Raw genomic sequence first — 13,521 nt, 5'->3', positions numbered from 1 at the left:
ATCTAGACGGCCAGGGGCATCTGGTTGGCGGTGGACCGGCGCTTGAGCAGGTAGACCACCTGAATGAGCAGGCCGATCGTGGCCACGGTGACCAGAAGGGCCGAGGAAACCGCGATCTTTGGCGTGAGGTTGAACTGGATGTCTGTGAACATTTTCACGGGCAGCGTTGTGGCGCTGGGTGACTGCATGAACAATGACATGACCGTCTCGTCGATGGAGACCGAGAAGGCGAACAAGGCACCCGAAATCAGGCCGGGCAAGATGACGGGCAGATAGACGTGGCGGAAGACTGAAAGTGTTCCGGCCCCGAGACTTTGCGCCGAACGGACCAAAGCCGGGTTGAGGCCGGCCAGGCTGGCGCGGGTGGTCAGGTACACGTACGGGGTGGCGATGACGGCATGCGCCAGGCCGATGGGGATGATGCTGCCTACGAGTCCCACCGAGATGAAGAACTGGTAGAAGGCAAGCGCCAGCACCACTGTCGGCACAATCATGGGGGCCAGTACCAGCCCCACCACGGCCTGCTGGCCGGGGAATTTACGGCCGTGAAGACCAATAGCGGCACTGGCGCCGAAGATGACACCAAGCACAACGGCGATCCCGGCGGCCTGCATACTCGCGGACAGTGCCGACGTCCAGGCCGTATCCGCGAAGAACCCCTGGATGGCTGCCAGCGAGACACCCTCCGGCGGAAACGTAATGTAGCGACTGTCGTTCAGCGCTACCGGCACCACGATCAAGGTGGGGACAACCAAGAAGGCAAAGATTGGTAGCGCCAGCAGTGACAGCAGTTTTCGCTGCCTGCCGGGCTGGAACGTCTTAGAGCGTTTCATGCTGGCCTCCGGCCTTGAGAACCCGCTGGTAGATGGCGGCGATGATGCTCACCAGGACCGTCAGGATGACTGCAAGCGCAGCGGCACCCGAGAAGTCCGTGAGCTGGCGGGCGTAGTAGTCAATCTCATTGGCGATCATCATGTCGCCGGGACCGCCCATCACCACAGGGGTAATGAAGAAACCGGTGCTGACGATGAACACCAGCAGCCCCGCAGCTGAGATACCTGGAACACTGAGCGGAAGCGTGATGCGGCCAAAGATAGACGTCTCTTTGGCCCCGAGGGATCTTGCGGCCAGCGCGAGTCGGTCGTCGATGGCGGTCAGGGACGAGAAGATCGGGAAGACTGCGTAGGGCAAGAGGCAGTGGACCATGCCGACGATGACGGCAAAGCGGTTGTGCAACAGTTCGAGGGGAGCATCGATCAGGCCAATGTTCTGTAGGAAACCATTGATCAGTCCGTTGTCCTGCAACAACACTGCCCAGGCAAAGTTCTTCACCAAGATGCCTGTCCAGAAAGGCAAAAGGACGACGGCGAACAAGACCACGCGCATCACTCGCCCGCTACGCCAAAGCACCAAGGCGATGGCGTAGCCGAGCACCACCGTGACGACTGTTGTCGTCAAGGCGATCGTGAGCGTATTGATCAGGGACCGCGTGACGAGCGGGTCCGCTAGGACCCGCCCATACGCGTTGTCGGTGAAGCTTGAGGCGACGAGCTTTCCCAATGGGGCGAGGAACAACAACACGTCAAAAACAATGATGGGGGCCAACAGCAAGAGCCATCCACCGCGCCGCCGCGTGCGGCGCTCACCTGGCGGACTACCGGCGCGGGGCCGAGCCCTTTCAAGAGTTGCGTTGGACATGTTAGCTGGCCTGCCAGAGCTTGAACTTCTGCTCGGTCGCCTTCAAGTTCTCGGCCCACCACTTGTCGTCACGAACCAAAATCTTGTCCGCCAACTTCGGGCTCGTCGGCAGAGTGTCGGCGATTTCCTGTGGCAATTTGGATAGCGCCGGGGTGTTGGCGAGGGTCAGATTGGTGACCTTGTCGAACGCCGCGCCAGCCTCGGCGTCGTTGGACATGAAGTTCATGAGCTTGAATGCCGCTTCCTTGTTCTTGGCGCCCTTCGGGACAACAAAGTAGTCGCCGGCAAGAACAGCGTTTTGCGGCGAGAAGTTCAACTTTGCGCCATCCGCCCTTGCCGCATTGATCCGGTTGTTGAAGCTCGTGGAAAGCGATACTTCACGGGAAGTCAACTGCTGGATGGGCTCCTGATTGGCTGCGTGGTAGAGCAAGCGGTCCTTGCCGGGAGTCGCGGCCAGCACACGCAATGCCCGGTCAACGTCCAGCGGGTAGATCTGATCAAACGGGACACCGTCGGCCATCAACGCAGCTTCCAGCACCGAGCTGTCGGAGAGCTGGTTGTAGATTGAACGCTTGGTGTCATAGCGGTTCTGGTCGAAAAATTGCGACCAGTCGGCGGGCGCCTGGCCATTCGTGATCACTGTTTCATCCCAGGCCATCACGAACAGGAAGCTCAGGTACTTGATGCCATATTCGGCCTTGGCATATCCGGGCAGACCCTTGTCGCTGATGATGTCGTAATCGAACTTCTCCAGCAGATCTTCCTTCACGGCGGCCTCATACTCGGGTGCCGTAATTTCCACCAAGTCCCACTGCACATCGCCGGACTGAACCTGCGCCTTGAGGGCGGCAAGGCTGGTATTGGCCAGCAAAGTTGGCTTGATGCCTGACTGCTTGGCAAACGGATCAAGGATGGTCTGGGTGAACTGATCGTTATACGAGCCGCCATAAGAGGTGACCGTCACGGTCGAGTTGGCAGGTGCACCCGTGGATGACTTGGTACTGCAGCTGGTGAGCGCCATTCCGGCAAGCGGAGTTAGCGCTGCCGCCTTGAGGAGAGAGCGGCGGTTGACCAAAGGTGAGCTGTTTTGTGTCATGGCGAAATAGCCTTTCGGCGTCGGCTAGGCAAGGATTGCTTGGCAACTTGTGAGCATCATTGGCTCGGGGACGGCGTTTCGTCACGGGTGGATTGCACCCGGAGGGCTCACGCTGCATTTGCGAAATCGACGCGTGGATCGGAATCCAGCTTTTCGGTGCCGTAACTGTAAACCCAAAGTTTCCTCAGAGTCAACGGTTGTATTTCATTAAGAAACATATTACGTTTAGTAACGCAGCTCACTTAGCGCCTAGTTGTGCAGATCACGTAGGGTTCGTGAGCTCAGTCCAAGTCTCACAGCAGCCGTCCGGCCACCAACCGAATTACGGAGTCGGCGGCAGCGATCGATTCCTCGTCGTGACTGACGCAGGCCACCGCCGCACCGCGGCAAGCCTCCTCGGCAAGCATGATGCGAGTGCGCCTCCGGCTATCCGCATCGAGCCCCGCAGCGGGTTCGTCAAGGAGGAAGATGCGCGCCCTGCGGGCAATCCCCTGGGCAAGTAAGGCACGTTGGCGCTGACCACCCGAGAGGCCATTGAAGGGCGCCGCGGCCAGGTCCGCGAGTTGCACACGATCCAGCGCCTCGGCAACCCGGGCCCTTCGCTCCTTGGCGTCAATTTTCCCTGAACCTCGCGGCGAAACACCCCAGGTTCCCATCGCCACCACTTCCCTGACAGTCAGCGGCAACGCATCCGGCGTAGTCACCCGCTGGACCACCAGCGACACCTCATCGGCGCGTTCCACCACGCCCGTCAGCGGCTGGCGTACGCCCGCAAGAATCTCGATCAAGGTCGATTTCCCGGCACCGTTGGGCCCAGCAATCGCGGTCATGGTGCCCCATTGCAGCTCGACATCGACATTCGTAAGAACGGGAAGATCCCCGAAGCTGAAGGACAGGTCTCGCCCGCGCAGGGCATAGTCAGAAGAAATCACAGTTCACTCTAACCCTATTTGATAATCATTATCATTAGCATCTAGGGTGGTCACATGCATTGGCTAATAGAACCTTTCTCGGCAGACTTCTTTCTGCGAGCGCTGCTCGGCGGCGCCCTGGTTGCGATCATCTGCGGGGTGATTGGCACCTGGGTTGTTGTCCGTGGCATGGCGTTTCTAGGCGAGGCGATTGGTCACGGCATGCTCCCGGGCGTTGCGTTGGCAACGATTGCCGGGGCTCCCGCCGTCGTGGGCGGGGCCATAAGCGCCATCGTTATGAGTGCGCTGATCAGTGCATTGCAGCGACGTGGTCGCCAGTCTTATGACACGAGCATTGGCCTGTTATTTGTCGCGATGTTGTCCCTGGGCGTCATCATCGTCTCTCACTCGCGATCCTTCGCCACCGATGCAACGGCCATGCTGTTCGGGGACATCCTCGCCATGAACAACGGGGATCTGTTCGGCCTGCTGAGCGCCGCGATCGTCACGATCGTTGTTGCCACGGCCCTGCACCGCAGCTTTGTCGCCGCGGCCTTCGATACCCGCATAGCCCAAACACTGGGGCTCCGTCCCCACATCGCGCAGCTGGCCCTGGTGGGCTTGGTGACGCTTGCGGTCGTTTCCTCTTATCAGGCTGTCGGGTCCCTGTTGGTGGTTGGTTTACTGCTGGCCCCGGCCGTCGCAGCCACCCCGTGGACCTCCAGCATCCCCGCCCGCATGGTCTTCGCATCTGCGTTTGGCATGCTCGCCGTCGGGCTGGGTCTGCTCTTTTCTTGGTACGGAGGCACTGCGGCAGGGGCTTCCATTGCCGCGGCCGCCATCACCCTTGCTGCCCTCTCGAATGCGGCGGCAAGCCTCAGCACGTGGCGGCGGTGCTCGTCTGTTTCGACCGCCGCGGAGCCCACTCCCCTCCCCGTTTCCGTGCCACTCTCTGGAAAGTTGTCATGAATATCCGAACACCTCAGGCGGTCCTAGCCGCCCTTGCTTTACTTACCCTCGCCGGATGCGGCGGCGCACCTGGCCCGCAGACATCGCAAGCCACTGCAACTGAAAATGCCCAGCCCGGGCACGGCGTAATCGCCGGCGTGGCACAAGTCGCCGAACCACAACTTCATCTGGTGGCCATCGACGCCGCCGGCAAAGCCTCCATGCTGGATCTCCTCAACGGCACCAAGTCCCAGCTTGGGTCTGTGCAGCCGCCGGCCAATGTCACCAGTGATGGGCGCTATGTTTTCGCGGCCAACGCCAAAGGCGTGGACATCATCGACAGCGGCGTGTGGACCTGGGATCACGTGGACCACTTCCACTACTACCGGTCCGAACCCGCGGCACTCGGCACGGTCTCCGGCGAGGGCGCGGCGACCGTCGCCACAGGATTGCTCTCCACGGCCGGCACCACGGGCATGTTCTTCCCGTCCTCCGGTTCCGCCGTCCTTGTGGATAACTCGGCCCTTTCGGCCGGAACAATTTCCGAGACCCTCCGCCTGGTGGTTGAACCGCATGCCGGTCTCATTGCTCCGCTGGGCGACGGCGCCGTCGTCACCGAAGCTGATGGACATGGCATGGCCGCGCGCCTGCGTGCCGTTGACGCCACTGGCAAGGAATTGACGACGGCGGAGTGCCCAGCTGCCGCGGGCACCATCACCACCCGGGTTGGTCTGGTCATCGGCTGTGCTGATGGTGCCGTGATCGCCACCAGCGATGCGGCGACGCCGGTTCTGGAGCATGTGCCATACCCAGCAGGAGCGGCCGCACCGTCAACCACATTCGACGCACGCAAGGGCCGCCCCACTGTGGCCGGCATCGGAGCAGATCAAGGCGTGTGGCTGCTCAACACCCGGGAGCGGAAGTGGGACTGGCTTCCCACCGCTACCCCCGTGCTCGCCGCTGCCGCCGTGGACGACGACGCCGGGCACGTCGTCGTCCTCGGTTCCGACGGCACAGTCCAGGTGTATGACGAAAACACCAAGGAGCGCGTAGCAACAACGAAGCCGCTGATGCCGGCAACACTGGCCAGCCCGGAGCTGACAGGGAAGGTTGAGCTCACCGTTGACGGCGAGCGCGCCTACGTCAGCGCACCGGCGGAGGGCGTGGTGTTTGAGATTGACTACGCCGACGGCGCCCGCATTGCCCGGACCCTGACCCTCCCCACGCAGCCCGTGCATCTCGTGGAGACCGGCCGATGAGGCGACTCGCGCTCCTGTCCATCGCGGCGGTGCTGGCGATGATCGTGTCGGGGTGCTCGCAAGCGCCAGCGTCACAGGGACCGCAGATTGTGGTCACCACCAACATTCTGGGCGACGTGACGCGTCAGGTTCTTGGCGACCAGGCAACTGTGACAACGCTCATGCAGCCGGAGGCTGATCCGCACTCCTTTGAAATTTCCGCCCAACAGGCGGCTCTCATGGGCAACGCGGATCTACTGGTCTCCAATGGTCTTGGCTTGGAGGAAGGGTTGCAGCAGCATCTCCACAGGGCTGCCGCTGCCGGCGCCCCCACGTTGATCGCCGGAGAGGTGATCGACGTCGTACCCTACAGTTCCGGTGACGCGGAAGGTGCGCCGGACCCCCACTTCTGGACCGATCCGGCCGCCATGCTCAGCGTCGTGAACGCGATCGAGGCCGCCGCAGGCAAGATCCACGGGATCAACGCCGGGAAGTTGGCCGCCAGCGCGGCCGCCTACCGGGCCCAACTGGAGGCACTCGATGCCGAGATGACGACAGCCTTCGCGGCGCTTCCAGCGGAGCGCCGGGCGTTGGTCACCAACCACCACGTCTTTGGCTACCTCGCTGAACGGTTCGATTTCCGGGTCATCGGGGCCGTCATTCCGGGTGGAACCACGCTCGCCGCACCCAGCGCCGCCGATCTGCGCCAGCTCGGCGAAGCGATCAGCAGCGCCGGAGTGCCCACCATTTTTGCCGAATCATCCCAACCCGACCGTCTGGTCCAAGTTCTGGCCAGCGAGGCCGGCATCGACGTGGAGGTCAGTGAATTATTCACGGAGTCCCTGAGCCGCCCCGACGGTGAAGCGCCAACGTACGTGGACATGATGCGCACCAATACTCAACGAATCGTCCAGGGCCTTTCGCCCTGATCACGCACACACAACCGCTCTTGCACCTAAAAGAACTTGTACCCAACAGAAAATGAGGAATCATCACATGCTCCGCCAACAACACACCCGACTGGGAGTCACCGCCGCAATCGCCGGGATCCTACTCGTGGCCACCGGCTGCGCCAATGGCTCCGGCGCACCCGGCGCCGTAGCCGAGGCGCCAGACACCTCCGCCACTGAAGCGAACGGACGCGTCGCCATTTCCTACGAGGGCGGCATCAGCGTCCTCGACGGAAAGACGCTCGAGACCGTAAAGAAGTTTGATTCCGAGGAGTTCACCAGACTCAACGCCGCCGGAGACGGCAAGCACGTCTTCGTCACCACAACGGCCGGCTTCCAGCTGCTGGACATGGCCGAAGCAAAGCTCACAGATCTTGTGGTCGATGCAACCGCGCCGGGCCACGTGGTCCGTCACGCCGGCAACACTGTACTCTTCGACGACGGAACAGGCACCACCACTATCTTCAAATCCGAGGAACTCAGCAACCTCAATGGGGCACTGCCGGAGACACGGACGTACACGGCAGATGCGGACCACCATGGCGTATCAATTGTGTTGGAGGACGGGACGCTCCTCACCACCTTGGGTGATAAGACTTCACGCCCCGGGGCTGTTGCCCTGGAAGCTCATGAGGACCATTGGGACCCCATAGCCGAGAGCAAGGAATGCCCGGGGATTCACGGAGAAGGGACTGCCGCCGATGAGGCGGTGGTCTTCGGTTGCGAGGATGGTGCGCTGCTGTACCACCAAGGCAAGTTCGAAAAGTTCACTGCGCCGGACAAGTACGGCCGGATGGGCAACGCTTTTGTCTCCGAAACCAGCCCGATCGTGGTTGGCGATTACAAAAATGATCCCGACGCCGAAGGCTACCTGCTCAACTCCGTAGCTCTGATCGATACCGAGAAGCACAGCTACAACGTGGTTGAGCTTCCCGACACCGTCAACTACACGTTCCGGGACGTTGCCCGGGGCCCCGGGGACCTGGCTTACATTCTTTCCACGGATGGATCCATTCACGTACTGGACCCGAAAGACGGGAAGATCGTCAATGAATTCCCCGTGATCAAGGCGTGGGAAGGTCCCACCGAATGGCAGGACGCCCACCCGGCCATCATGGTCAACGGCAACACTGCTTACGTGACTGAACCTGCGGCCAACACGGTTCACGCAGTGGACCTCACCACCGGCAAGATCACCACCTCCAAGAAGATGGACGTGGTCCCCAACGAAATAGCCATCACCGTCGGGGCACACTAGCCACTCGTGACACAGCAGGTGCCGCACCTTTCGGGTGTGGCACCTGCTGTGTTTTAACCGGTAACAATGCCGTCCGCGCAAACGGCGCCGCCCTTCATCACCGACTCAATTTTGGTCTTTTAGGAACTCCACCCCAATTTTCGCTACGAAATCGGGTGATGTGTCCCATAATCAAGGAGTCGCATGCTTTGGGTGGGGTGCGCGGTGAAGGTCTGGGTGACTGCCCAGCCTTGCAGGTAAACCGCACCAGGCCGGTTTGCCTACCACGGGACCATAGCGGTCACCGGGTATCTGAAAAGCGGAGGTCTCGGCAATGTCACGCACGCTAATGGCGCTTATCCACAGGAGGAACACGTCAGCATCCCTGACTGGACGAATCTTCGCAAAGAGAGAAAGGCATCTAGCCCTTTTCGTGGCGGTGAGCATGTGCATGCTGGCAGGAGCGATTCCGTCCCACGCTAGCAACACGGCATCGGCGGCGGAGGATCCCGGTCCGGTAGGAAGTTTTGCGTGGAAGGGTTTCAACTGGCAAAAGCGGTTCTGGGGTGGGGCTCCGCAATTCAACCAGAGTTTTGATCCGGCCAATGTCAGCAACCCTGACGCCAACGGCTACGTGGCCTTGACGATATCCAACCCGAGCGGATCAGCCCCGGCGGGAGCGGAATTCCAGTCCACGCGCCAAGGTTTCGGTTATGGAACCTACAGCACCACCGTGGAGAAGAACATCAACTTGCTCCAAAAAGAAGTGGTCTGGGGTTGCCTTTTCCCTTATGACCCAGATGCGTCACCAGGTTTCAACGAGATCGACCTCTGCGAGGCGTCTGCTTGGGGAGGTGGCGCAAGCTACGGGGAATCCTGGCCTGTAACCCAAGGGCACGGCTACTGGTTTGATGCCAGCAAGCCGGCCGGTGAGGGCAACAGCACCATCACCTTTGACGTGCCAAACGAGCTCATCCTGACTCACAAGTTGGTGTGGGAACCGGGCAAATTGACGTTCGAAACGTATGCCGGTGAGGGTTACACCGGCACCTTGATTAAGAGGACTGTCATGGAAGGCGCCACAGTTCCCGTGCCGGCCAAGGAAGCAATCCACTTCAACCTCTGGGTAACCGGCGGCGGTGGCGGTGATCCGGCGCATGTGGCGCCGGAAACCGTGATCCTCCGTGACTTTTCCTTTACTCCGCGGGTTGTTCCGCCCCTGACGCTCACAGCGCCGACTCCAACTATCAGCGGAACCTTACGGACTGGCTCTACCTTGACTGCGAATACGGGAACCTGGACTACAGGAACAACACTGCAGTACCAGTGGTACCGCTCGGAAACAGCCATCCCGGGAGCCACGGCAAAAAGCTACAAACTCGTTCAGGCCGATAAAAACGGCACCATCAAGGTACGTGTCACGGGTTCCAAAACCGGTTACACCACGGTCGCCAAGTACTCTGCGTCCACAGGACCCGTGGCCTAACCCCAAAAAATGCGGAAGATGCGGCCGGGAATCGTGAGGGATGCCCACTTTTCTCGGCCGCATCAGGTAGATCTCGTCTAGCTTATGACTTCTGGGTTCGCACGGGAACAATGCGCTTGATGGCCATGCCCAGTGCCAGCATCGCGAATGCTGCGAGCGCGATCCAGAACATCTGGCCCGCTCCGGTCATGGCAAGAGCCGCCGATCCTGCGCCTGCGGCCACGGGAGCTGTGGGGTTGTTATACATGTCTATTACCAAACCTTCTTCTTGTTAAAAATTGCATCCGTGTAGGCCTTGGCGTGAACCACCTGCAGGAAGAGATCAATGACTGTTTCGTACATGGTCGCGGCCAACAGCATGTACTTCCATCCCCTGAGCCGCACGGTCACGACCCGTTCGATGATGAACACGCCGGTCACTGCCATCCAGAACGCGTGAATGTGCAGTCCCTGCCCCGATCCAAGAGCGACGGCGATCGAGGAGAAATATGCAATCGTGACAATGACGCCAATCATCGAAAGGAACTGGCGCCCCCAGTAGGGACGGGTGATCTTGGTCCATCCGTACTGAACGCAGTTCTCCACCGCACCGCGCTTCCACCGGAGCCGCTGCGCCCACAGCTCACGCCAGGTGGGCATGACCTCGGTGACCAGGGTGCAATCGGCGGGCGATGCAATGCTGTAGCCAAGGGTGAGGAGCGCGAACGAAAGTTCATTGTCTTCGGTGAGTACCGAGGTGTCATAGATACCGCCGTTACCATTACCGGCAGGCAGAATCCCCGAAATCCGGGCGGCAGACACGCCTTGGAGTGTGCCAACCCGGAACAGCGCTGCTGTGCCTGTGACAACAAGGCATTTCCCGTGGAGTCGTTTCACGTCCCTGGCGTACCGGGCGTACTCGTTGCGTTGCAGGTGACCAACGAATCCGCCGCCTGGCCCGCCGCGAAAGACACCGCCGACGGCGCCAAGGTTGCTGTTGGCGCTCAGGTGGCGCACGGCGTTCTCAATAAAGTCCGGCGACAACTGGGAATCGGCATCCTGTACAAGGATCAGATCGTCCGGGTCGGCATCCGCTAGGATCCCATTCAGGGCGAAGTTCAACGCTCCGGCCTTTTTGTCGGTATTTCCCACGGTGCTGATCACTTCGGCGCCGAAATCTGTAGCGAGTTGCTCTGTGGCATCCGTGCAGTTATCAGCAATGACAATCACGCGGTCGGGACGGCGCGTCTGCAGTCCCAGGGATTCGAGGGTCTCGACAATCGCTTCGGCTTCATTGTGGGCGGGGACCAGAACGGTCACTACGCCGCCACCGGCACGATGGGCGCCACGGCGAATTCCCGCGGTGGCCACCTGCAACGTGTTGGGGAGATCCCGTGCATCAATCATTGTCTGAAGTTGCATCGGCGTCCTCCCCTGGTCTTGTTTAGCGGGTCGTATTTAGCCGCAGCCTCTTACTTTCGCAGGAGCAACTTAACCAACAGACAAGAAAACGTCAGGAATGAAACAGGACTACCTCAAGATTGGCTCAAGGAGCGCGCAAGACTAGCCCCGGGATGGCTCACGGGATTGCCGAATGAGTGCCACCTAGCAGGCACTGGGCTAAAGCCGCCTGCCACTTTGTGGCTCAGAAACTTGTACCCTAGGCCGCATCAACATAGGTGGTGGTGAGCCGCAAGGCCGTCTTATCTCCGCAGGCTCGCAGCGCGGCCAATTTCTTGGCTGTCGCCGAGGGACGCCCGGATCCCAAGAGATGGATGAGGTCATTGGTCAGTTGCCCCAGCCGGACTGCACCCACCATCAGGCACGAACTACGCAGGCTCAAGGCTGAGTCCATAGCGTCCTCATCGCAGCCAGAGCAGACAGCTACGTAAATCCGTTCAAAACGCCCAGGCCACATCTGTACATAACTGAACACAAAATTCCGGCAGAGGTCCCGCTCTCCATCGAAGGACTCCTCCAAGGAGTGAAGGGTTGCCGCGTTTACGAGGGGCAATTTAGTAATACCCATTCTCTTCGCACGCCTCCCGACCGAGTGATGATGCCTTAGTAGACCTGACTTGAGTATCAACAATAACGCCCCGCCGGGTGGAAGTAACGGGTATCTTGACTCTTGAGCAGCTACTTGTGTGAAGATTAAGTAAACAGCCACAGAACGCCTTTTCCGCTGACCTTTTGGCAAGTATCTTGGCCGAATTACTATGTATCTTGATCTTTTCTTGAGTATTCACAAAAGATCTAGGACGTCATGCTTAAGGTGCATCGTCGAGTGCAGGTTCACCCGCACTAAAAATTGCGGGGGTTCCCTTGGCCGGGCTCAGACACCCCGGCAAGACAAAACTAACGGTGGTGCCAACCCCCTGTTTGCTGAGCAGGCTAATAGTGCCGCCATGCTTGGCAACAATCGTTTTCGAGATCATCAACCCCAAACCGATTCCCGGAATTGAACTCCGTACGGCCGTTCTCGCTCGGAAAAATTTACTGAACGCCAGAGCCTGTTCCCCGCTATCCATTCCCATACCTGTGTCCTGGACTTCGCACCATAGATCCGCGCCCTTCGCCGTTACAGTCACCGATACGGTTCCGCCGTCGGGTGAGTATTTGACGGCGTTGGATACAAGATTATCCAGCACCTGCCCCATTCTTCGGGAGTCTATAAATGCCTCCATGGGCGCCTCTACCCGCGAGATGAGTGTGACTTTGTTGCGTTCCGCCATCGGAGTAGCCGAGGCCAAACTTTCAGCGACGAGTGAGGAAACCTCGGTCCGGCTCAATTCAAGTGTCACCGAATCGGTGGTCAGCAGGTCCGAGACAAGCGAACTCAACCTATCCACATTCCGCGAAGCAATACCAAGATAATTACGGATATCCTTCGGCAATTCCTCCGGCGCCTCCAGAACCAGGTCCAGATAGCCGCGGATTGCCGTCAAGGGTGTTCGGAATTCATGCGAAACATTTGCCACAAAGTCGTCCTTCGCGGACAAGGCGTTGACCATGTCGGTGACATCATGGAAGGCAATGACGGCCCCGGCACTACTTGCATCGTCAGTTCGCATGATGCGAGCTGTCGCGGACAGGGCCCGGGCCCGCTCGCCGGAGCCAATCCAGATTTGGTAGTTCGTGAATGACTCCCCATTGATGGCGCGCCTCACGGGGCGGTCTTCGGGTGCCAGTGACACCTTGTCCGGACTAAAGAGCAGGAGTTCCTTCTCCTCGGGGTCAGCGATGTCATGCGGCCGGCCCAAAGCGTGAATGGCTACCTGGGTGGAATTCATCAAGCGATCATTGCCAGCATCATCCACAACCACCACGCCAACCCCCACGGTGTCCACAACCGTCTCAAGGAGCAATTCACGGTGTTGGCTTTCCGCAAGCGCTGCACGGAGGAGTTTATCCTTCTCCAGCAAGGAATCGCGTTGCCCGTCCATGCTGGTGGTTAGCACCACAACGGTAATCGCGAAGGCGAGCATCATGAAGGGAAAGAGCAAAGGCCTGATCAGGGCGTCGGCGCTCACTTGGCCCGATTGGAATACCGGATTCCAAACAATCAGCAAACTCGCCAAGGTACTGGAAACCACCGAAGTTTTGGGCGCCATACCCGCGGCGCAGATCCAAAATACCGGGAATAGCGCAAGCATGCCCGCCGCAGAAAGCAGTGGCTGGATGCCGTCACGGAATAATGCAACCGCAACAAAATCCAGGTAGGGAATCACAAGATACGACGCCGGGTGCAGTTTGTCCCAGGGGACTACGACACAGGCCAGCGTCAAAATGCCGTTCAACCACAAACTGACGACCAGTTGTGAATTGCCGAAGAGCCCCGGCTCCAGGACGCCAATTAGTAAGGCAGCCAAGGCCACGGTCAAGAAGAATGGCAGCTGTGACAAGGTGACTCGCACCCGCAGGGATCGCTGGTAGAAAAGCCGACCAATGAGCTGATTTGCAGGTGTGTCAGTCAAG

13 protein-coding genes are annotated in these 13,521 nt (G+C 59.7%); 5 read left to right on the top strand and 8 right to left on the bottom strand.

Annotated features, from left to right (window positions below):
* Nucleotides 1–2: 2 nt before the first annotated feature.
* The 4 genes from ACP7B9_RS15580 to ACP7B9_RS15565 form a co-directional block, all read right to left on the bottom strand.
* Nucleotides 3–833: an ABC transporter permease gene (locus ACP7B9_RS15580; protein ID WP_425864852.1), complete on the bottom strand. Its 831-nt coding sequence runs from the start codon at nt 831–833 to the stop codon at nt 3–5.
* Entirely contained in the window at nt 820–1,698 is an 879-nt protein-coding gene (locus tag ACP7B9_RS15575) for an ABC transporter permease (protein ID WP_425864851.1), read from the bottom strand. Before ACP7B9_RS15575 ends, ACP7B9_RS15580 begins: the two co-directional genes overlap by 14 nt.
* A gap of 1 nt (nt 1,699) precedes the next feature.
* Nucleotides 1,700–2,794 (bottom strand): extracellular solute-binding protein, encoded by a 1,095-nt coding sequence (locus tag ACP7B9_RS15570; RefSeq protein WP_425864849.1) that lies wholly within the window; start codon nt 2,792–2,794, stop codon nt 1,700–1,702.
* 293 nt (nt 2,795–3,087) lie between these two features.
* Nucleotides 3,088–3,726: an ATP-binding cassette domain-containing protein gene (locus tag ACP7B9_RS15565; RefSeq protein ID WP_425864847.1), complete on the bottom strand. Its 639-nt coding sequence runs from the start codon at nt 3,724–3,726 to the stop codon at nt 3,088–3,090.
* Between the two features lie 54 nt (nt 3,727–3,780).
* Here ACP7B9_RS15565 and aztB point away from each other — a divergent pair, with 54 nt between their 5' ends.
* The 5 genes from aztB (at nt 3,781) to ACP7B9_RS15540 (ending at nt 9,564) form a co-directional block, all read left to right on the top strand.
* The gene (gene aztB, locus ACP7B9_RS15560; protein WP_425864845.1) at nt 3,781–4,674 is read left to right on the top strand and encodes a zinc ABC transporter permease AztB; all 894 of its coding nucleotides are present in this window, start codon (nt 3,781–3,783) and stop codon (nt 4,672–4,674) included.
* Nucleotides 4,671–5,912: an ABC transporter gene (locus tag ACP7B9_RS15555; protein ID WP_425864844.1), complete on the top strand. Its 1,242-nt coding sequence runs from the start codon at nt 4,671–4,673 to the stop codon at nt 5,910–5,912. The genes aztB and ACP7B9_RS15555 overlap by 4 nt, the downstream gene beginning before the upstream one ends.
* The gene (aztC, locus tag ACP7B9_RS15550) at nt 5,909–6,820 is read left to right on the top strand and encodes a zinc ABC transporter substrate-binding protein AztC (protein WP_425864842.1); all 912 of its coding nucleotides are present in this window, start codon (nt 5,909–5,911) and stop codon (nt 6,818–6,820) included. The genes ACP7B9_RS15555 and aztC overlap by 4 nt, the downstream gene beginning before the upstream one ends.
* Nucleotides 6,821–6,872: 52 nt before the next feature.
* Complete coding sequence (aztD, locus tag ACP7B9_RS15545; RefSeq protein ID WP_425864840.1) at nt 6,873–8,099, top strand: zinc metallochaperone AztD; 1,227 nt, start codon at nt 6,873–6,875, stop codon at nt 8,097–8,099.
* Between the two features lie 412 nt (nt 8,100–8,511).
* A complete protein-coding gene (locus ACP7B9_RS15540; protein WP_425864839.1) occupies nt 8,512–9,564 on the top strand; it encodes a hypothetical protein in 1,053 nt (350 codons plus the stop codon).
* Between the two features lie 82 nt (nt 9,565–9,646).
* Here the strand turns inward: ACP7B9_RS15540 and ACP7B9_RS15535 are convergent, their stop codons facing one another.
* From ACP7B9_RS15535 to ACP7B9_RS15520, 4 genes are all read right to left on the bottom strand, one after another.
* Nucleotides 9,647–9,811, bottom strand: coding sequence for a hypothetical protein (locus tag ACP7B9_RS15535; RefSeq protein WP_425864837.1), 165 nt, complete (start codon nt 9,809–9,811; stop codon nt 9,647–9,649).
* 5 nt (nt 9,812–9,816) lie between these two features.
* Nucleotides 9,817–10,965 (bottom strand): glycosyltransferase, encoded by a 1,149-nt coding sequence (locus tag ACP7B9_RS15530; RefSeq protein ID WP_425864835.1) that lies wholly within the window; start codon nt 10,963–10,965, stop codon nt 9,817–9,819.
* Between the two features lie 238 nt (nt 10,966–11,203).
* Complete coding sequence (locus tag ACP7B9_RS15525) at nt 11,204–11,386, bottom strand: hypothetical protein (protein ID WP_425864833.1); 183 nt, start codon at nt 11,384–11,386, stop codon at nt 11,204–11,206.
* Between the two features lie 427 nt (nt 11,387–11,813).
* Nucleotides 11,814–13,520: a sensor histidine kinase gene (locus ACP7B9_RS15520; RefSeq protein ID WP_425864831.1), complete on the bottom strand. Its 1,707-nt coding sequence runs from the start codon at nt 13,518–13,520 to the stop codon at nt 11,814–11,816.
* Between the last annotated feature and the right edge of the window lies 1 nt (nt 13,521).

Origin of the sequence: Arthrobacter sp. TWP1-1 (genome assembly GCF_049897845.1) — a bacterium.
Classification (GTDB): Bacteria; Actinomycetota; Actinomycetes; order Actinomycetales; family Micrococcaceae; genus Specibacter.
The sequence above is the reverse complement of the archived record's forward strand: the minus strand, read 5'-3'. Positions and strand labels throughout refer to the sequence as shown.